21 protein-coding genes are annotated in these 17976 nt (G+C 71.9%); 12 read left to right on the forward strand and 9 right to left on the reverse strand.

The genetic code is table 11. The features are described 5' to 3' along the window. Window positions 1-18 precede the first annotated feature (18 nt). The 6 genes from IW248_RS23870 to IW248_RS23895 are packed head-to-tail and all read right to left on the reverse strand — an operon-like array spanning window position 19 to window position 5616. Window positions 19-1557: a SpoIIE family protein phosphatase gene (locus IW248_RS23870; protein WP_196928761.1), complete on the reverse strand. Its 1539-nt coding sequence runs from the start codon at window positions 1555-1557 to the stop codon at window positions 19-21. Between the two features lie 4 nt (window positions 1558-1561). Next, window positions 1562-2923: a sensor histidine kinase gene (locus tag IW248_RS23875; protein ID WP_196928762.1), complete on the reverse strand. Its 1362-nt coding sequence runs from the start codon at window positions 2921-2923 to the stop codon at window positions 1562-1564. After that, window positions 2920-3933 (reverse strand): SpoIIE family protein phosphatase, encoded by a 1014-nt coding sequence (locus IW248_RS23880; RefSeq protein WP_124823143.1) that lies wholly within the window; start codon window positions 3931-3933, stop codon window positions 2920-2922. The genes IW248_RS23875 and IW248_RS23880 overlap by 4 nt, the downstream gene beginning before the upstream one ends. Further along, a complete protein-coding gene (locus tag IW248_RS23885) occupies window positions 3930-4349 on the reverse strand; it encodes an anti-sigma regulatory factor (RefSeq protein WP_124823138.1) in 420 nt (139 codons plus the stop codon). The genes IW248_RS23880 and IW248_RS23885 overlap by 4 nt, the downstream gene beginning before the upstream one ends. Further along, a complete protein-coding gene (locus tag IW248_RS23890; protein ID WP_196928763.1) occupies window positions 4346-4756 on the reverse strand; it encodes an STAS domain-containing protein in 411 nt (136 codons plus the stop codon). Before IW248_RS23890 ends, IW248_RS23885 begins: the two co-directional genes overlap by 4 nt. After that, entirely contained in the window at window positions 4756-5616 is an 861-nt protein-coding gene (locus IW248_RS23895) for an STAS domain-containing protein (protein ID WP_124823137.1), read from the reverse strand. The genes IW248_RS23890 and IW248_RS23895 overlap by 1 nt, the downstream gene beginning before the upstream one ends. A 163-nt stretch (window positions 5617-5779) precedes the next feature. Between IW248_RS23895 and IW248_RS23900 the strand changes: the two genes are divergently transcribed. Continuing rightward, window positions 5780-6136, forward strand: coding sequence for an STAS domain-containing protein (locus IW248_RS23900; protein ID WP_030332365.1), 357 nt, complete (start codon window positions 5780-5782; stop codon window positions 6134-6136). Window positions 6137-6149: 13 nt separating this feature from the next. On the opposite strand, the gene IW248_RS23905 is transcribed toward IW248_RS23900, so the two are convergent. Further along, the gene (locus IW248_RS23905; protein ID WP_231397698.1) at window positions 6150-7301 is read right to left on the reverse strand and encodes an MFS transporter; all 1152 of its coding nucleotides are present in this window, start codon (window positions 7299-7301) and stop codon (window positions 6150-6152) included. 215 nt (window positions 7302-7516) lie between these two features. Here IW248_RS23905 and IW248_RS23910 point away from each other — a divergent pair, with 215 nt between their 5' ends. The 4 genes from IW248_RS23910 to IW248_RS23925 all read left to right on the forward strand — a co-directional run bounded on the left by IW248_RS23910 (window position 7517) and on the right by IW248_RS23925 (window position 9623). Continuing rightward, complete coding sequence (locus tag IW248_RS23910) at window positions 7517-8197, forward strand: FadR/GntR family transcriptional regulator (RefSeq protein ID WP_196928764.1); 681 nt, start codon at window positions 7517-7519, stop codon at window positions 8195-8197. A gap of 39 nt (window positions 8198-8236) precedes the next feature. Further along, on the forward strand, window positions 8237-8698 hold the full coding sequence (gene mscL, locus IW248_RS23915) for a large conductance mechanosensitive channel protein MscL (protein WP_196928765.1): 462 nt from the start codon (window positions 8237-8239) through the stop codon (window positions 8696-8698). A gap of 81 nt (window positions 8699-8779) precedes the next feature. Then, a complete protein-coding gene (locus IW248_RS23920) occupies window positions 8780-9031 on the forward strand; it encodes a hypothetical protein (protein WP_196928766.1) in 252 nt (83 codons plus the stop codon). A 220-nt stretch (window positions 9032-9251) separates the two neighbouring features. Beyond that, on the forward strand, window positions 9252-9623 hold the full coding sequence (locus tag IW248_RS23925) for a hypothetical protein (protein ID WP_030486187.1): 372 nt from the start codon (window positions 9252-9254) through the stop codon (window positions 9621-9623). 2 nt (window positions 9624-9625) lie between these two features. Here IW248_RS23925 and IW248_RS23930 read toward each other — a convergent pair whose 3' ends face one another. Next, window positions 9626-10849, reverse strand: coding sequence for a benzoate/H(+) symporter BenE family transporter (locus IW248_RS23930; protein WP_196928767.1), 1224 nt, complete (start codon window positions 10847-10849; stop codon window positions 9626-9628). A gap of 55 nt (window positions 10850-10904) precedes the next feature. Here IW248_RS23930 and IW248_RS23935 point away from each other — a divergent pair, with 55 nt between their 5' ends. The 7 genes from IW248_RS23935 to IW248_RS23965 all read left to right on the forward strand — a co-directional run bounded on the left by IW248_RS23935 (window position 10905) and on the right by IW248_RS23965 (window position 16839). Next, window positions 10905-11465, forward strand: coding sequence for a helix-turn-helix domain-containing protein (locus IW248_RS23935; RefSeq protein WP_307788180.1), 561 nt, complete (start codon window positions 10905-10907; stop codon window positions 11463-11465). Between the two features lie 115 nt (window positions 11466-11580). Beyond that, window positions 11581-12300: a PP2C family protein-serine/threonine phosphatase gene (locus IW248_RS23940; protein ID WP_124770664.1), complete on the forward strand. Its 720-nt coding sequence runs from the start codon at window positions 11581-11583 to the stop codon at window positions 12298-12300. Window positions 12301-12402: 102 nt separating this feature from the next. After that, window positions 12403-12741, forward strand: coding sequence for a PadR family transcriptional regulator (locus IW248_RS23945; protein ID WP_196928768.1), 339 nt, complete (start codon window positions 12403-12405; stop codon window positions 12739-12741). After that, window positions 12738-13583 (forward strand): ABC transporter ATP-binding protein, encoded by an 846-nt coding sequence (locus IW248_RS23950; RefSeq protein ID WP_124821713.1) that lies wholly within the window; start codon window positions 12738-12740, stop codon window positions 13581-13583. Before IW248_RS23945 ends, IW248_RS23950 begins: the two co-directional genes overlap by 4 nt. After that, window positions 13580-14272: an ABC transporter permease gene (locus IW248_RS23955; RefSeq protein WP_196928769.1), complete on the forward strand. Its 693-nt coding sequence runs from the start codon at window positions 13580-13582 to the stop codon at window positions 14270-14272. Before IW248_RS23950 ends, IW248_RS23955 begins: the two co-directional genes overlap by 4 nt. 91 nt (window positions 14273-14363) lie before the next feature. After that, window positions 14364-15554, forward strand: a complete 1191-nt coding sequence (locus IW248_RS23960) for a GNAT family N-acetyltransferase (RefSeq protein ID WP_196928770.1) — start codon at window positions 14364-14366, stop codon at window positions 15552-15554. Window positions 15555-15654: 100 nt separating this feature from the next. After that, window positions 15655-16839 (forward strand): hypothetical protein, encoded by a 1185-nt coding sequence (locus IW248_RS23965; protein WP_196930340.1) that lies wholly within the window; start codon window positions 15655-15657, stop codon window positions 16837-16839. Between the two features lie 11 nt (window positions 16840-16850). On the opposite strand, the gene IW248_RS23970 is transcribed toward IW248_RS23965, so the two are convergent. Beyond that, entirely contained in the window at window positions 16851-17933 is a 1083-nt protein-coding gene (locus tag IW248_RS23970) for an NAD-dependent epimerase/dehydratase family protein (RefSeq protein WP_196928771.1), read from the reverse strand. Between the last annotated feature and the right edge of the window lie 43 nt (window positions 17934-17976).

The following is a 17976-nucleotide window of genomic DNA, read 5'->3' on the forward strand; positions in this document are numbered from 1 at the left end:
GCCGAGACAGCTGGCAGATCAACGGCGACGCAGGACGACCACGGCGACGTCGTCCTGGATCTCCGGTGGGGCCAGCTCCACCAGCAACCGGGCGCAGAACTGGTCCAGGTCACCGTCGACAGTCGCGGCGACCGCGGCCAGCGCGGACAGTCCCTCGTCGATGGTGGCGTCCCGTCGCTCGATCAGCCCGTCGGTGTAGAGGACCAGCGTGGCTCCGGCCGGCACCACGAACTCCAGGTCGGCCGGGCGAGGGGCGCGGATGCCGAGCAGCGGCGCGGAGTGCTGCACGAACTCGACCTTGCCGTCCATGATCAGCAGCGGCGGAAGGTGCCCGGCGCTGGCCAGCCGAACCCGTCCGGTCGGCGGGTGCAGCAGCAGTACGCAGAGCGTCGCTACCTCGTTCGGCAGCAGTGTCCGCATCAGCTCGTTGACCCGGTGCAGGATCTCGCCGGGCTGGTGGCCCTCGACCGCGTACGCCCGCACGGCGTGCCGCAGCTCGGCCATCACTGTCGCCGCGTGCAGCGAGTGGCCGGCGACGTCCCCGATCGCCAGCAGCAGATGCCCGTCGAGCATCACCAGCTCGTAGAAGTCGCCACCCACCTCGGTCTGCGCGCTTGCCGGTTCGTAGCGCACCGCGAAATCGAGGCCGGCCACGGTGGGCAGCCCGCGCGGGAGCAGGCTGCGTTGGAGGGTGACCGCGATCCGGTGCTCCTCGTCGAACGAGCGCTGCCCCTCCACGGCCGCGGCCACCGCCTGAGCCAACTGCTTGAGCACCGGGGTTCGCGCGGTCTGGGTGGCGGTCGGGACCACCACGTACAGCGGGGCCCGGTCCTCGCGCAGCTTGGCGGCGGCGATGGTCACCGTGTCGTCCGCCGGCCAGTCGACGAGCGCCCAGTTCGCCGGGGCCTCCACCCGGACCGTGGCACCGGTCGGCACCCCGGTGTCGTCGACGACCCACGGCACCACGGCGGCCACCGCGCCGGGACCTGCGCAGATCCCCGCGAGACAGTCGCCGTCGAAGGTCTCGGCGATCACCGCCGCCGGGCTTCTGAAGATCTGGGCGGCACCCTCGGCGGCGGCCTCCAGCAGGCGCGCGAAGGTCGGCGCGGCGTGCACCGCCACTGTCGTGTCGGCCAACCCGAGCAACCGCTCGGCGAGCAGTTCGGCGCGCTGCCGTGCCTGGTAGTAGCGCAGCACCGCCCGCGTGGTGGCGATCAGCTCCTCGGGCTCGATGGGCTCGGTCAGGTACGCGTCCGCGCCCCGGGTCAGCCCTTGGGCGCGGTCGGCCACGTCCACGGCGTGCGCCGACACATGGATCACCGGCATCGCCGGGTGCCGCGCCTTGATCTGTTCGCAGACTTCGTACCCGCTCAGGTCGGGCAACCGGACGTCGAGCACCACCAGGTCGATCCGGTCCACCTCGACCCGAGCCAACGCCTCGGCGCCGTTCTCGGCTTCCAGCACTGTGAACCCGGCCCTGGTCAGCCAGCTGACCAGTAGGTAACGCTTGGTACGACTGTCGTCGACCACCAGGATGGTTGTCGGCAGGCCGTCCATGCCGTCACGCCCCGCCGGTGGGCAGGGAGACGGTGAACGTGCTGCCTTCGCCCGGCGCGCTGGTCAGCTCCAGCGTCCCGCCCAGCAGCGTCACCAACCGCCGGGCGTACGGCAGGCCGAGGCCGGTGCCGCCGACGCGGGTGGCTCCGGGCACCTGGTAGAACTCCTCGAAGATCCGGTCGTGCAGCTCGGGAGCGATGCCCGGCCCGGTGTCGCTGACCGTGAAATGCCAACGGTCGCCGTGTTGGCTGGCTCGCAGTCGTACCTCGCCGCGTTCGGTGAACTTCAACCCGTTGTGCAGCAGGTTGCGCAGCACCTGGCCGAGCAGCACCTCGTCGGTGCGCAGCAGGGCAGGCGCGGCCGGTTCCTCGACGACCAACTCCACCCCCGGGCGGGTGGCCAGGGCGCGCAAAGTGCCGCGGAGTTGACCGAAGACCGGGCGCAGGTCGACCTCGGCCAGGTCTGGCTCGATCCGGCCGGATTCCGCCTTGGCCAGGTCGAGGAGTTCGTTGACCAGGTTGAGCAGATCTGCCGCCGACGAGCGGATCAGATCAACCTGGCGGCCCTGCTCGTCGGTGAGCGGGTCGGAGGCGGAGTCGGTGAGCAGCCGCCCCAGGCCGATGATCGCGGTGACCGGGGCGCGCAGCTCGTGGCTCACGTTGGCCAGGAACCGGCTCTTCGACTCACTCGCCGCACGAAGCTGAGCGGACTTCTCGTCCAGCTCGGCGTAGAGGGCGACGACGCCGCGGTTGGTCTCCTCCAGCTCCTCGGTGAGCTGGTTGTAGAGCGCCAGCACCCCCCGGTTGGTCTCGGCCAGCTCCTCGTTGAGCACGGCCAGCTCGTCGCGCTGACTGCGCACCTCGTCGAGTGCGGCGATGAGCTGCCCGTTCTGCACGGTCAGCTCGTCCAGCGCGCTGGCCGGCGCGGTACTGCCGAGTTCGGTACGGAACTCGGCGAGCCGCTCCGGGGTCGGCGTCGGCGCGCTGGCCGGGACTCGTCGGGACATCCTTACGACCGTAACCCCCTGGACGGTCGACACGCTCAGTGTGTCAACCAGTCGGGACACCGCGCCGGACTGCGGTTGGTAGCGACCGTCCGGGAGCGGGGACACCGGGGCCAGGTCGGCGCGCAGGTGGAACCGGCCGTCGGCACCCGCGTCGACGTGGAACGAGACGTCGGCACCGCCGGTCGTGCCCAGCAGGTCCCGGGCGACCTCGCTGAGCGCGGTGGCGATCCGGACCTGGTCCTGGTGTTCCAGGCCGACCACGGTGGCCACCTCGCGGCCCCGCTGGCGGATCACGAAGATGTCCTGCTCGACCCGCAGCGCCATCTGGAGCAGCGGCAGCGCTGCCGGCTCCCCGCTCATGCCCAGGACCTCGCTACCAGTACGCAGGCGTCGTCGCGTCGTACACCGGCGTCACGCAGCAGGGTCGCCGCCATGACCAGCGGGGATCTCTCCATCAGACCCGGGTAGTCGGCCATCCGCCACCTGTCGACCACCCCGTCGCTGTGCATCACCAGCCGGGCACCGGGACCGAACGGGTAGTCGTACTCCCGGATCGTCGGCCGTTGGTGGCCGGCGATGCCGGGCAGCGACACCAGCCCCCGGCGCTGGCCGCCGCCCTCGACGACCACACCGGAGATGTTGCCCAGGCCGGCGTAGTGCAGCACACCGGCCGCCGGCGCCAGCTCGGCGACCGCGAGCGCTGCGCCACGGGTGTGCGACATGCTCCGGTGGAGGTGACCGACCACCACCGCCGGTGGACCGGCCGGGGCGTCCCGGAACGCGGCCAGGGCCGCGTCGGTTGCCGCGCCGGCCAGCGGGCCGTGCCCCAACCCGTCGCTGACCAGCACCTGGTGCCGCCCGTCGGCGACCCGCACGGCGTAGCCGTCGCCGCTTACCGTCTCGCCGGTCAGCGGTCGGGTGAGAGCACCGGCCCAGGACGGCCGTGCCGGCTCCGCCGGCCAGACCTGCACGGCGAGGACGGTGCCCTTGCCCGGCAGCGAATATCCGTCGAACCAGCTGGCCTGCCTCACGATGGCACCCAGACCGATGCCGAGCGTGCCGGTGGTGGAGTGCCCGTCCTGGGACGAGACGGTCAGGTCGGCCATGCCGGGCCCGGAGTCGATGGCGATCAGTTCCACGCCGGCCTGCCCGGCACGGCGCACCGGCCGAAGCAGCAGCACACCCTCGTCGGCGTGCTTGACCAGGTTGCTGGTCAGCTCGGCTGCGACGATGGCCAGGTCGGCGATGCGCACCGCACCCATTTCCACCTGGGCGCCGAGGCGCTCGGCGGCGCGCCGGACGGCGCTCGCCGCGCTGCTGGCCTCCACCCGGAACCAGATGCCACTGTCGGTAACGGCGTCGGCGTTCACCGGGACCACTTGGTGACCGTGATCCGCGTGCCGGTGTCCGGAGAAGTCTCGATCTCGAACTCGTCGACCAGTCGACGGGACCCGCTCAGCCCGAGGCCGAGCCCACCGCCGCTGGTGTAGCCGTCGGTCATGGCCAGATTCAGATCGGCGATGCCCGGCCCGGAGTCGGCGAAGACGATCCGGACGCCCTTGCGTCGGCCGTTGTCCACGGTCGTCACCTCGACCGAGCCGCCACCGCCGTACACCAGGGTGTTGCGGGCCAACTCGCTCGCCGCGGTGACCACCTTCGTCTGGTCCACGAGGGACAACTTGACGGCCACCGCCACGGCACGGACCAACTGCCGGACGCGTACCACGTCCTCGTCGCTGCGGACCGACTGCGCCTGTGGCTGGCCCAGGTCGATGCCCGCGGTCACGGCGTGGCCGTCTCGGCGTCCGGATCGTCGTCGAGCTGGTAGTCGAGCTCGTCGGCGTGGGCCGCCGCGATCAGTTCCATGCCGCGCTCGACGTTCAGAGCGGTACGGATGCCGTTCAACGACAGCCCGAGTTCGACAAGTGTGATGGCGACTGCCGGACGCATCCCGACCACCACCGTCTCCGCGTCGAGCACCTTGGAGATCGAGGCGATGGCGGAGAGCATCCGCCCGACGAAGGAGTCGACGATGTCCAGCGCGGTGATGTCGATGATGACGCCGTGGCAGCCGGTCGCGACGATCCGCTCGGCCAGGTCCTCCTGGAGCTGGACGGCCGTCTGGTCGGACATGTCCAGCTGGATGGAGACGAGCAGGATGTCCCCGATCTTGAGGATCGGCACCCTTTCCATCAGACGCCCCGACGCGGCTGGCGACGGGCGGTTTCCACCCCACTGAGCCGCAGCACGTGACGCAGCGCGTCGGCGAGGCTCGCCTTGGTGGCGATGTCGCCGAACTCGATGCCGAGCGCCACGATGGTCTGCGCGATCTGCGGGCGGATGCCGGAGATGATGCAGTCGGCGCCCATCAGCCGGGCGGCGACCACTGTCTTCAGGATGTGCTGGGCGACCTGGGTGTCCACCGCCGGTACACCGGTGATGTCGATGATCGCGTACGGCGAGCCGGTGTCGACCAGGGTCTGCAGCAGCCGCTCCATGACGACCTGGGCCCGGGCCGAGTCCAGGGTGCCGACCAATGGGACGGCGACGACACCCTCCCAGAGCTTGACCACCGGCGTGGAGAGTTCGAGCAGCTGCTCGGCCTGATCGGCGATCAGGCTCTCCCGGGTGCGGACGAAGCTCTCGAAGGTGAACAGGCCCATCTCGTCGACCAGCTTCGAGAAGGCGACATAGTCCTGCAACGCGTTCGGGCCGCCGGCCTCCTGCACCAGCTCGGCCAGCACGTCCTTCAGCGCGAAGACGCTGATCGTGGTCTCGGTGGCGGAGAAGCCCTGACGGGCCCGGCCACGGGACAGCTCGGAGAGTGCGGCGCGCAGTTCGCCGGCGCTCTCGGCGGACAGGTCGATGGTGCCCTTGTCGCCGGTGGCGACGATGGCGTGGTGCAGGTCCTGGACCTGTCGGCGCAGCTCCGCCTGGCTCAATCGGCCGCGCAACGACCTGGTGACGATCTCGGTCCACCGAGTTGTGACCCGTTCGTCCTGCCCGCTCAGCAGCGCGGCGAGCCGACCACTTTCTTCGGTGCTCAACGCCATTTCGAACCCCCTTGACCTGGACCGGGCGGACTCTATCACCGGGGGCTGACCAACTACTTGCCCCGTAGCAACAGAATGACGAGAGCCACCGGATCACGGCTCCCGTGCTACGTCCGACCATGGTCGTGGGATACCGTTCCCCCGATAACAGGAGGTCTGGCGAATGTCGTTGACGGTGCACACGGAACAACGCGGCGACGTGGTCGTCGTGGCGGTCGCTGGCGAGCTGGACATGGCCACTGCACCGCAGCTGCAGGACCAGATCACCGACCTGCTCGACAAGGGCCGCAACCGGCTGGTGTTCGACCTGGCGGACGTCTCGTTCTGCGACTCGACAGGTCTGTCGGTCTTCGTCCGCGCCAAGAACAGCTGCGACGAGGCTGGCGGCGTGGTCCGGCTGGCCGCCCCGCAGCGCGGTGTGCTGCGCATCCTTGAGGTGAGCGGGCTGGTCGAGGTGCTGCACACCTACCCGACGGTGGATGAGGCAGTCGCCGGCGAACCGACGCCGGCTTCCTCCTGACCGTCCGCGTTCGTCACTCGTCCTCGACGTAACGGGGACGAGCGATCGCCATGCCCGCCGTCGTCTGCACGGCCAGGGCGCCCAGCAGGAACCCGATCGGCGCGGTCCAGCCGTCGGTGGCCTCGTAGAGGATGCCGACCATCAGTGGGCCGAGGGCGGCGATCACGTACCCGGTGCTCTGCGCGAATGCGGAGAGCGCGACAGTCCCCTCGGCGGTGCGGGCGCGTAGGCCGATGGCGGTCAGGATCATCGGGAACGCGCCCTGGCCGATCGCCAGGAGGGCGACCCAGAGCAGCGCGGCACCGTGCGGTGCGAGCGCCAACCCCAGGTAGGCCAGCGCCGACGCGGTGGTCAGCCCGAGCACCAGCGGACGCAGGCTGCCGAGCCGACCGGCCAGGGTGGGCATCAGCAGCGCGATCGGCACGCCGAGCGCGGTCACCCCGGCGAGCAGCAGCCCGGCCGACTCCGGCTGGTAACCGGCGTCGCGGAACAGCTGGGCCAGCCAACCCATGATCGCGTACCCGCTGAGCGACTGCGCCCCGAAGTAGACGGCCATCGCCCAGCCGAGCCGGGTCCGCGCCGGCCGGACCCGCGGGGGCGTGGCGACGACCGCCGTCGGGGTCGCCCGCCGCGCCGCGGCGCGGGTCCGCAGCGCCAGCGGCACCCACGGGAGTACGGCCACCGCGGCCATCGCGGCCCAGACGCCGAGCCCGGCCCGCCACGACCCGAAGGCGTGCGCGATCGGCACCGCGGAGGCGGCGGCCACCGTCGTGCCCACTGTCAACGCCATCGTGTACGCCCCGGTGACCAGGCCGGTGCGGTGCGGGAAGTGCTGCTTGACGAGCATCGGCAGCAGGATGTTGGCGACCGCGATGCCGGACAGCGCCAGCGCGCTGGTGAGCACGAAGATCAAGGCCGAGTCGGTGGCGACCCGGAGCACCTGGCCGACGGCGAGGGCGAACATGGCGACCACCAGCACCCGGGCCGGTGCCACCCGGCGGACCAGCCACGGGGTGAGCGCGCCGAGGCCGGCGAACGCGATGGTCGGCAGGGTGGTGACCAGGCCGGCGGTGACGCCGGAGAGGCCCAGCCCGTCGCGAACCTCGTCGAGCAGCGCGCCGAGGCTCGTCACCACGGCACGCAGGTTGAGCGCGACCAGCAGCATCCCGACCAGCACCAGCGCGCCACCGGTCGCCGGGTGCGTCCGCCGGCCGGCGCCGGGGTCCCGCGTCGGGCGAGGGTCGACGGCGGCGGGGGCGGGCAGCGCCGGAGCGGCGGTTGGTGGCGGGGTCATGACCTCTAACCTACAATCATGGGATGAATTTGGGACCGGTGATGTAACCAGTGCCACCGTCTGTTGAATTCCCCTCCGAGCCGTCAGTGCCGCCCCCCGGCCAGTCCGCCGTGCCGCCCCGCGGCCACCGGGTCCGGCAGACCACCGAGCAACTCCGCGCCCGGATCCTCGGCGGCGAATGGCCCGTCGGCGGGCGCATCCCCACCGAGCCACAACTGGTCGCCGCGCTGGGCGTCGGGCGCAACACGATCCGCGAGGCCGTCCGCGCCCTGGTGCACGCCGGGGTGCTGGAGTGCCGGCAGGGCTCCGGCACCTACGTGGTGTCCACCGACGAACTGGCACCGGTGGTCGCCCGCCGACTCGGCGACGACCGGATGACCGAGGTCATCGAGGTACGCCGCGCCTTCGAGGTGGAGGCCGCCCGGCTCGCCGCGCTGAGGCGTACACCCGAGGACCTGGCGGCGCTCGACGGCGCGCTCGCCCAGCGCGAGGCCGCCTGGCACGGCGGCCGGGTCGACGCGTTCGTCGAGGCCGACGTGGCGCTGCACACGGCGGTGGTCGCCGCCGCGCACAACGCCATGCTCGCCGAGCTGTACGCCTCGGTGGGCGCCGCCCTGCGCAGCACCGTCGCCCAGGCCATGGGCGGGGCACTCACCCCCGAGCGCTACGTCGACCACACCCGGTTGGTCGAGGCGATCCGGGCCGGCGATCCCGGCCGGGCGGCACTCGAAGCCGGCGCTTTTCTGGAACCCGCCGAACGGGCATAGGTTGTGCCCGACAGAAAAGCGGACACCTCGGGAGTACGAATGCTCAAGGGCTTCAAAGACTTCATCATGCGCGGCAACGTCGTCGACCTGGCGGTCGGCATCGTCATCGGCGCCGCGTTCACGGGCGTGGTCACCCAGCTCACCAAGTCGTTCCTCGAACCACTGATCAAGGCAGTTGGCGGGGGCAGTGGCCTGTCGGCCGGGAGGTGGGAGATCACCAAGGGCAACTTCATGGACTGGGCGGGGTTCATCAACGCCCTGATCACCTTCCTGCTCACTGCGGCGGTGCTCTACTTCTTCGTGGTGTTCCCGATGAACAAGCTGGCCGAGCGGCGGCGTCGGGGCGAGGAGCCGCCGCCGGCGGCGCCGAGCGAGGAGGTCAAGCTGCTCACCGAGATCCGGGACGCCCTGGTCTCCGCCGGTCACACCACCCCGGGCCAGCAGCGCGGGGCGCTGGACGACGTGCTGGGCCGGCGTCCCGAGCCGCCGACGCAGCGCTGACCCGAACGGATGCACATCGGCCCCTGCGGGATTCCCGCAGGGGCCGCACCTTCTCGTACGTGTGTTCGATAGAGTCCCGCCATGGAGCAGCGAAAGCACTGGTGGAACGGGAAGTGGGGGCGGCTGGCCCGACGGGACGTCTTCCTGCGGGTGGACGCCGACCGGTGGCACGTCGAGCAGCGGGCCGGCGGTGCCGAGGGCATCTCCCGTTTCTACGAGTACGGCAGTGCGGACGAGGCCGAGGACACCGTCCGGGCGCTGCTCGACGGCCCGGACACCTGGCGGGAGCTGTCCCCCCGCCCGCCCGGCGGCTGGCCCCTCCCGAACAGCTGAGCGGGCCACCGTTGCTCCGCCTCCCGGTGGCGGTACTGCTCTTTACGGTGATGACACTGAGACATATTGATGCCACACAATCATCACGCTCTCCGGACCCATCGCCTCGCGCCACCGCCGCTACCCATCGGCGAGCGGGCCAAGCGGCCCGCACCAGCGAAGCGGCGGTGCCTGCGAGCGACGGCGTTTAGCGGCGCGCCGGTCTGGGAACCGCAGCGGGATGGACCAGCAGGACGAGCAGCAGGCGACCATCTCGCGGATCACCACCGGGATGCCGGTGATCGACTCAGCCGGCACCGAGGTCGGGACCGTGGACCTCGTCCAGCGGGGTGACCCGAACGCGGTGACCGTCCAGACACCGACCGCCGACCCGGGCAGCAGTCTGGACGAGCTGATCGAGGCGACCGCGGTCGAGGAGCCGGACGTCCCGGCCGATCTGGCGGCGCGGCTGCTGCACAGCGGCTACCTGAAGGTCTCGACCGAGCTGACCCGCACGGGCGCGGTCTACGTACCGGCCGACCGGATCGGATCGGTGGCCGACGGCCGGGTCCTCCTGGCCGTCGGTGTGGCCGACCTGCCGCCCGAGGAGTGACTTCACCGCCCTTCCCGCCCGGCGGGGACGGGCTGGTCCGGCATGGCGGGAGCGGGCTGGTCCGGCGCGGCGGGTTGGCGGCGGTGGAAGAGCAGCAGCATCAGGCAGCCCGCGACCAGGCCCCAGAACGCGCCGCCCACGCCGATCAGCGTCACCCCGGACGCGGTCACCACGAAGGTGACCACGGCGGCTTCGCGGGTCGCCGGGTCGGTCACCGCCGAGGCGAGCGCGGTGGCCAGTGCGCCCAGTAGCGCCAGCCCGGCGACCGCCTCGATGAGGATCGGTGGGGCGACCGCGACAAGTGTGGTGGCCACGCCGGCGCCCAGACCGAGCACTGCCAGTCCAGCGCCGGCGGTGACCGAGGCGATCCATCGGCGCTCCGGGTCGGGGTGCGCGTCGGGGCCGGCGGCCAGCGCGGCGGTGATCGCCGCGAGGTTCACCGCGTGCCCGCCGGCCGGGGCGGCGAGCAGGCTGGCCAGGCCGGTGGTCCGCAGCGCGGCGCCGAACGGCGGCCGGTAGCCGTAGCCGACAAGCACCGCCATGCCGGGTACGTTCTGCGCGGCCATGGTGACCAGGAACAGCGGCAGGGCCAGTCCGACAAGTGCGGACGCGTTCCAGGCCGGCGCGGTCAGCGTGATCGACGGGATCAGCGCGGCGCCGGTCAGGCCGGCCGGCGGTGCGGTCAGTGCGATCGCCGCCACAGCCACCACCAGCGCACCGGGCACCGCCCAGCGGCGGGCGAACCGGTGCAGCAGCAGCCAGCCGACCACCACCGGCCCGGCCACCATCGGCAGTTCGACAAGCGCGCGGACCGGGGCGGTGCACAGCGGCAGCAGCACCCCGGCGAGCATCGCGCCGGCCACCGGCTTGGGGATGGCGGCCACCGCGCGGCCCAGTGGCGGGAACAGTCCGGCCGCGACGATCAGCGCGCCGGAGACGAGGAAGGCGCCCACCGCCACCCGCCATCCGCCCGGTGGCGGCCCGGTAGCCACCAGCAGCGCCGCGCCCGGCGTGGACCAGGCCGCGCTCATCGGTATCCGGTACCGCCAGCCCAGCCAGGCGGCGACGAGCCCGCTCGCCACGCAGAGCGCGAGCAGGCCGGAGGCGGCCTGTGCGTCCGACGCGCCCGCCGCTCGGAGCCCGGCCAGCACGACGGTGAACGAGCTGGCGAAGCCCACAAGCGCCGTCACCACACCCGCCAGCACCGGTTGTACGCGTCCGGCCACTCCACCCTCCCGACTGTTCCGTTTACGGAACGGCAGCGTGTAGCACGATAGCCGGGTGCCGCACCCACCACCAGAGCAGCGCCCGGGCCTCGACGTGGATCCCGCCGTCGTCGGCCGCCGGGTCCGTGCACTGCGCGAGGAGCAGGGGATCTCGCTGTCCACACTCGCCCGGCTCGCCGGCGTCGGAAAGGCCACCCTCTCCGGCCTGGAGAACGGCACCCGCAACCCGACCCTGGAGACGCTCTGGGCGGTCACCGCGCAGCTCGGCGTACCGCTGACGGCAGTGCTGGCGGAACCGGCCGCCGGCCCGACCGTGCATGGCGCCGCGGTCACCGCCACCCTGCTGGAGGTGTTCACCGACACCGACGCGACCTACGAGCTGTACCGGATGCGGGTCGCGCCCGGCCCCGGGCAGCTCTCCCCTGCCCACCCGCCCGGGGTCACCGAGCACGTCACCGTCTTCGCCGGGGTGCTGCGCGCCGGACCGGCCGACGCACCGCTGACCGCCTCGGCCGGCGGTCACCTCCGCTGGGTGTCGGACGTGCCACACAGCTACGCGGCGGTGGGTGACGAGGAGGTCGCCGCAAGCCTGCTACTGCGCTATCCGCGCCGCTGAGGCCCCGCCGATCGGGCACGGACCGTCGCGCCGGTCGACGAAAATCGCAATCATTTCTCGACCTAGGTAGGAGGCGTAGAGACGAATGCGGGTTGTTCTTGGCAAGCTTGACCCCATGACGCTGATCCTCCGCTCGGTCATCCTCAACGACATCGGCTTGGTGCGCACCAACAACGAGGACTCCGCCCTCGCCGGTGACCGCCTGATCGCCGTCGCCGACGGCATGGGTGGGCTGCCTGCGGGCGAGGTGGCGAGCGAGATCGTGATCCGGATCCTGGACGAGCTGGCTCCGCCCACCGACCCCGACGGTGCCGCCGACGCACTGCGTGCCGTGGTCAGCACCGCCAACCAGCGCATCCACGCCGCGATCACCGTCGACCCGAGCCGGGACGGCATGGGTACGACGCTCACAGCGGCGCTGCTGGCCGGGGAGACGCTGGTGCTGGCCCAGGTGGGCGACTCCCGCTGCTACCTGCTGCGCGACGGGGAGCTGACCCAGCTCACCCGGGACGACACGTTCGTGCAGGCGCTTGTCGACCAGGGCACCCTCTCTCCCGAGCAGGCCCGCCACCACCCGCAGCGGTCCCTGGTGACCCGGGCCGTGCAGGGCGCCGACACCCCACCCGCGGTCGGTGTGCTCACAGTGGTCCCCGGCGACCGGCTGTTGCTGTGCAGCGACGGGCTCTCCGACTACGTCGAGGACGAGGCCATCGCGGCGGCCCTGGGCATGTACGCCGACCGTCAGCAGTGCGGTGAGCAGTTGGTGAAGCTGGCCCACCACGCCGGCGCACCGGACAACGTCACAGTCGTGGTCTCCGACGTCGTCGCCCGCTGACCCGTACGGCTCACTCGGCGGCTCACCCGAACCTACTGGTTCGGGTTCCGCTGCCCCAGTAGGTGGTTGTGCCATCTAGCTTGCGTCGCTACTGTCCCTCGGGTGGATTCCGACCGGCGCGGGCAGTGGCTGCGGGGGGTGCTCGACATCTGCGTCCTGGCCCTGCTGTCCGAAGGCGAGTCCTACGGCTATCAGCTGGCCCAGGCGCTCGACGCGGGAGGTGTCGGGCCGATCCAGGGCGGCACGCTCTACCCCGTGCTGCTGCGCCTGCAGAAGACCGGCCTGGTGACCGCACAGTGGCGGGAGGGCAGCGCCGGGCCGGCCCGCAAGTACTACCGGCTCACCGACGACGGGTACGAGGCGCTCCGCGCCGGCGGCAGCGCCTGGCTCACCTTCGTCCGGCCGGTGAACGACATCGTCACGAAGGGGGTCACCCGGTGAACGCCGACGATTGGCTGCGTACGCTCACGGCCGAGTTGCACCAGCGCCGGGTCGCGGCGGACGCCGCGCGGCACGTGGTCGCCGAGGCCGCCACGCACCTGCGCGAGGGGGGCGGCGACCCCTGGGTCGTCTTCGGCCCACCCCAGCAGTACGCGGGCGCGGTCGTGGAGAGCATCGGTACCGCACCCGGACCGCGCCCCGGGGCGGTCCGGCTGCACGCGGCGGGCATCACCAAGAAGTACGGACGGCGAACCGTGCTGCGCGACGCCACGCTGACCGTCCGGGCCGGACAGATCGCCGCCGTCGTCGGCGCGAATGGCTGCGGCAAGAGCACCTTCCTACGGATCTGCGCCGGGCTGATGTCACCGGACGCCGGTGCGGTGACCGTGTCCGGGCGGCTCGGCTACTGCCCACAGTCCGGCGGCACCGCCGACTTCCTGCTCGCCGACGAGCACTTCGTGCTGGTCGGCGCGGGTCAGGGCGTGGCCCGAGGCCCGGCCCGCCGCGCCGGTCGGGCGGCTGCTCGCCAGCTCGGTTGGGAGGCGGGCGGGGACGTGCAGGCCCGCCACCTGTCCGGCGGCACCCGACAGAAGCTCAACCTGACCATGTCCACGCTCAGCGCCCCCGACGTTCTGCTGCTCGACGAGCCGTACCAGGGCTTCGACCAGGGCACGTACGTCAACTTCTGGGACCAGCTCAGCAGGTTGCGCGACGCCGGCACGGCCATCGTCGTGGTGACCCACCTGCTCAACCAACTCGACCGGGTGGACATCGTGCTCGACCTGACCCCGGCACGCGAGACCGGGTGGCAGGCGCCCGGCATCCAGGGAGGTCGCCCGTGAACCGGCTCGTCACCGTCGCCGAGATGACAGTGCGGGAGTTGCTGCGGCGTCGGGGCGTACTCCTGCTGTTGTTGTTGATGCCGTTGACCTTCTACCTGATTCGGCGGGACGCCTACCTCGGGCAGTCGGTTCGCTCGCTGCTGCTCGGCGTGGGCTGGGCGGTGAGCACCGCCGCGCTGTTCGCCACGACCGCGGCGCGCGAGTTGGAGCCGAGGCTGCGGCTGGCCGGCTACCGCCCACACCACCTCTATCTCGGCCGGATGCTCGGCCTGTGGACGGTGGGCCTGGTCATCTCCGTACCGTTCTTCCTGCTCCCTATGATCGACGGCGCGGACCTGCGGTACGGCGGCCTGGCGGCGGCGCTGCTCTGTTCCGTCGCGGTGGCGGCTCCGTTCGGGATGCTGATCGGTGCGCTGCTGCCCCGCGAGTTGGAGGGCACGCTGCTGCTTCTCACAGTGGTGACGGTGCAGATGCTGATCGACCCGGCCGGGTCCGGGGCGAGGCTGACGCCGTTCTGGTCGAGCCGGGAGATCGCCACCTGGACTGTCGACAACACCGACCAGGGCTACCTCTCCCGTGGCCTGCTGCACGGTCTCGTCGTCACCGCCCTGCTGGCCGTGGGCGTGGCCGCGGTGGCCAGCGTCCGACTACGCCGTCGCCGGCACCTGCGGCACCTGCCGGTCGGCTGACCGCCGGCTGACCGTCGGCTGACCGTCGGCCGGCGTCCCGGATCGGGCGAATCCGGTTGCTGCCACCCGCGCGGCGGGTTGAGATGGGCGAATGACCATCCGCCGGGTGACCGACGACGACCGTCTCACCACCAGCTTCCCGCTGGCCGCGTACGCCTTCGAGTCCTCGCCGCTCAGTGCCGCGCGGACCGCCGAGTTCCGCGACTACCTGCCCTACAACCAGGGCAACCGGACGCTGATCGTCGAGGAGGACGGCACCACGTTGGCCGCCGCCTCGGCCATTCCGATGCGACAGAACCTGCGCGGGGTGGTGCTGCCGATGGCCGGTGTCGCCGGGGTGGCGACCCATCCGCTGGCCCGCCGGCAGGGGCACGTCCGGACGTTGCTGCACCAACTCCTCGACGAGATGCGCGACGAGGGCCACCTGCTCAGCGCGCTCTATCCGTTCCGGCCCAGCTTCTACGCCCGGTTCGGCTACGTCGGGCTGCCCAAGCCCCGCCGGGTCACCTTCACGCCGGCCAACCTGGGCTCGCTGCTGCGGGTGGACCTGCCCGGCGAGGTGGGCTGGGAACGCATCGCCGCCGGCTATCCGGCATGGCGGGCGTTCACCGAGCGCAACCTCCAGGAGCGACACGGCTTCGCGATCTTCCCCGACCACCGTGCGGTCGGGATGCGCGACCGTGACGAGTACTGGCTGCTCACCGCCCGGGTGGCCGGGGAGGTCACCGGCGCGGTGACGTACCGGATCGACGAGCACGGCGGCACGCTGCACGGCAACGAGTTGCTGGTCACCGACCCGCTCGCGCGGACGCTGCTGTTGCAGTTCTTCGCCCGGCACGTCGACCAGATCGAGCGGGTCACCGTCCAGGTTCCACCCGACGAGTTGCCCGAGCTGTGGCTGACGGATCTGGACGTGCACGTCGAGGCCCGCACGGCCGTGCCGGGTTCGTCCGCGCCGATGGCCCGGCTGCTGTCGCTGGACGCGTTGAGCGGGCTGCCCGCCGGCCCGGGTCGGGTGCGGATCGAGCTGACCGGGGACCGCTGGCTGGCCGGCACCCACCTGCTCGACGGCACGACCGGCGCGCTGGAACTGGTCGACGACACCACCGGTCGCGCCCCGACCGCCACGCTCACCGCCGCCGGGCTCTCCGCCCTCGCGTACGGGGTGCTGGACCCGGCCGAGCTGCCGCTACGCGGTCTGGGTGAGGTGCCGGTGGACGCCGCCACGGAGCTGCGCGGCCTCTTCCCCCGCCGGGTGCCGTACCTCTTCGCCGACTTCTGAACGCGGTTTGCCGCCCGCCCGAGGTGGCTTAGCTGCGCATTAAACCGGCTCGGCGGATTCGTCGCGACGCCGTCGTGGCTCCTAGCATCAGGGGGTGCGCATGACGTCGCTTGCCGCTCTCCTCGTCCTCGGTGTCGCCACCGCGACCCTGCCCGCCTGCGCGCCCAATGACCCGGCCCCCACCTTCGAGGCCGGCTCGTCCGCCTCGCCGACGGCCCTGCCGACCGGCGGTCAGGGTGAGGCGCCGGGGGCCCGGGACGGCCTCGGCGGCCCGGGTGCCAGCGCGAGCCCGAAGCCCGCCACGAAGGTGCTCGCGGCCGGCAACCCGAACGGCAAGGCCACAGTGCCGGCCGAGGCGCGGGCGGTGGACACCTCGAAGCCGACCCGGACCATCGGCACCGGCACCCCGGCGAGCTGCACCTCCGCGGCGGTCGTGAAGGCCGTCGCGGCCGGCGGCGTCATCACGTTCAACTGTGGACCGGCCCCGGTGACGATCAAGATGGCCGCCACCGCGAAGGTCCGTAACGCGAACGGGCCGAAGGTCGTGCTGGACGGCGGCGGCACTGTGACGTTGAGCGGCCAGGGGCAGCGCCGCATCCTCTACCAGAACACCTGCGACGAGGCCCAGGGCTTCACCACCTCGCACTGTCAGAACCAGGATCACCCGCAGCTCACCGTGCAGAACCTCACCTTCGCCGACGGCAACTCCACAGGCGAGAAGGCCGAGGGCGGCGGCGGTGGGGCGATCTTCGTACGCGGCGGGCGGTTGAAGGTGGTCAACTCGCGCTTCGTCCGCAACCGCTGCGACCGCACCGGCCCCGACCTGGGTGGCGCGGCCATCCGGGTGCTGAGCCAGTACGAGAACAAGCCGGTGTACGTGGTGAGCAGCACCTTCGACGGCGGTTCCTGCTCCAACGGAGGGGCGCTGAGCAGCATCGGCGTGTCCTGGGTGGTGCTGAACAGCCTGCTCCGGGACAACGAGGCGATCGGCAGTGGTGCCAACCCGGCCAAGTCCGGCACGCCCGGCGGCGGCAGCGGCGGCGCGATCTACTGCGACGGCAACGAGTTCACCGTACGGATCGCCGGCACGATCATCGAGAACAACACTGCCAACGAGGGCGGCGGCGCGGTCTTCTTCGTGAGCAACAACCGCACCGGCACGATGAAGATCGAAAACTCGACCCTGCGCCGCAACCCCAGCGGCAAGTTCGAGACCCGCGGCTTCCCCGGCATCTTCTTCCTGGGCGCCCGCAACCCCACGGTGACGGGCTCAAAACTGAGCTGAGGCCGCGTACCTCAGTAGGGGTTTCCCTCGCCCGGGGGGCGGGCGTGGAGAAGGGCGGCCGGGCGGCCGGGCAGGTCCCGTGCACCGGACATCGGTGGGCTTGTCGTGTGGTCGCCGTCGGCCATCCCGGCGAAGAGTTCCCGGAGCGCCGTCAGCGCACTGATCTTGGGGTGCCAGCCCAGCTCGGTCTCCGCGCGCTCGCTGGACATCAGCGGGGCGTTCAGACCCAGCTCCACCCAGCCCGCGTCGACCGGTTGCAGCCGCGCCCGCCAGGTCAGCGCCGCCGCCGCGCGCAGCACCGGCGCGGCGACCGGCACCGTCCAACCATGGAAGTGCCGGGCCACCAGCTCCGGAGTGAGCACCGGGTCCGCGGCGACATTGAAGGCGCCGCGCGCATCACCCAACACCGCCCGGGTGTACGCATCAGCCACGTCATCGGCGTGCACCGCCTGCATCCGCAACCGGCGGTTCGTCGGCACCAGCGGGATCCGGCCGAAGCGCAGCAGCCGCACCGGCGCCAGCGGGCCCAGGAAGTAACGCGTGATCTCCGCACCGGCGGCCCGCTGGAAGATCAACCCGGGTCGCATCCGTACCACCCGCAGCGTCGGATGATCCTGCTCGACCCCGTTCAGCAGCGCCTCCACCTCAGCCTTGTGCTCGCTGTACGACGAACCGGGCACACCGGTGGCCGGCCACCGCTCGCTGATCGGGTGGTCCTTCGGGCCGGGCGCGTAGGTGCCGACCGACGAGGCGTACACCAGAGCCGGCACGCCGGCCCGGACCACCGCGTCGATCACCGCCCGGCTGCCCTCGACGTTGGTCCGGCGCAGCACCCGCTGGTCGTGACTGGGCTGGATCTGCCAGGCCAGGTGCACCACCGCGTCCGCACCCGCGAACACCTCGGCGAGCTGCCCGGCCGCGCCCGGCGCGCCGATGTCGCAGGAGTGCCACTCCACCTGGTCGTACGGCTCGCCAGCATCCGGACCGGGCAACCGTCGAACGACCCCGGCCAGTTCGACGCCCCGCTCCCGGCGCAGCCGCCGCAGCAGCGCCGTACCGACGTTGCCGCTCGCCCCCACCACCACGATCCGCATGCCCGACCCCGTACCCGCCCAGCAGCAGCTCAACCACCCACCA

Origin of the sequence: Micromonospora ureilytica (assembly GCF_015751765.1) — a bacterium.
In the GTDB taxonomy this organism is placed as follows: Bacteria; Actinomycetota; Actinomycetes; order Mycobacteriales; family Micromonosporaceae; genus Micromonospora; species Micromonospora ureilytica.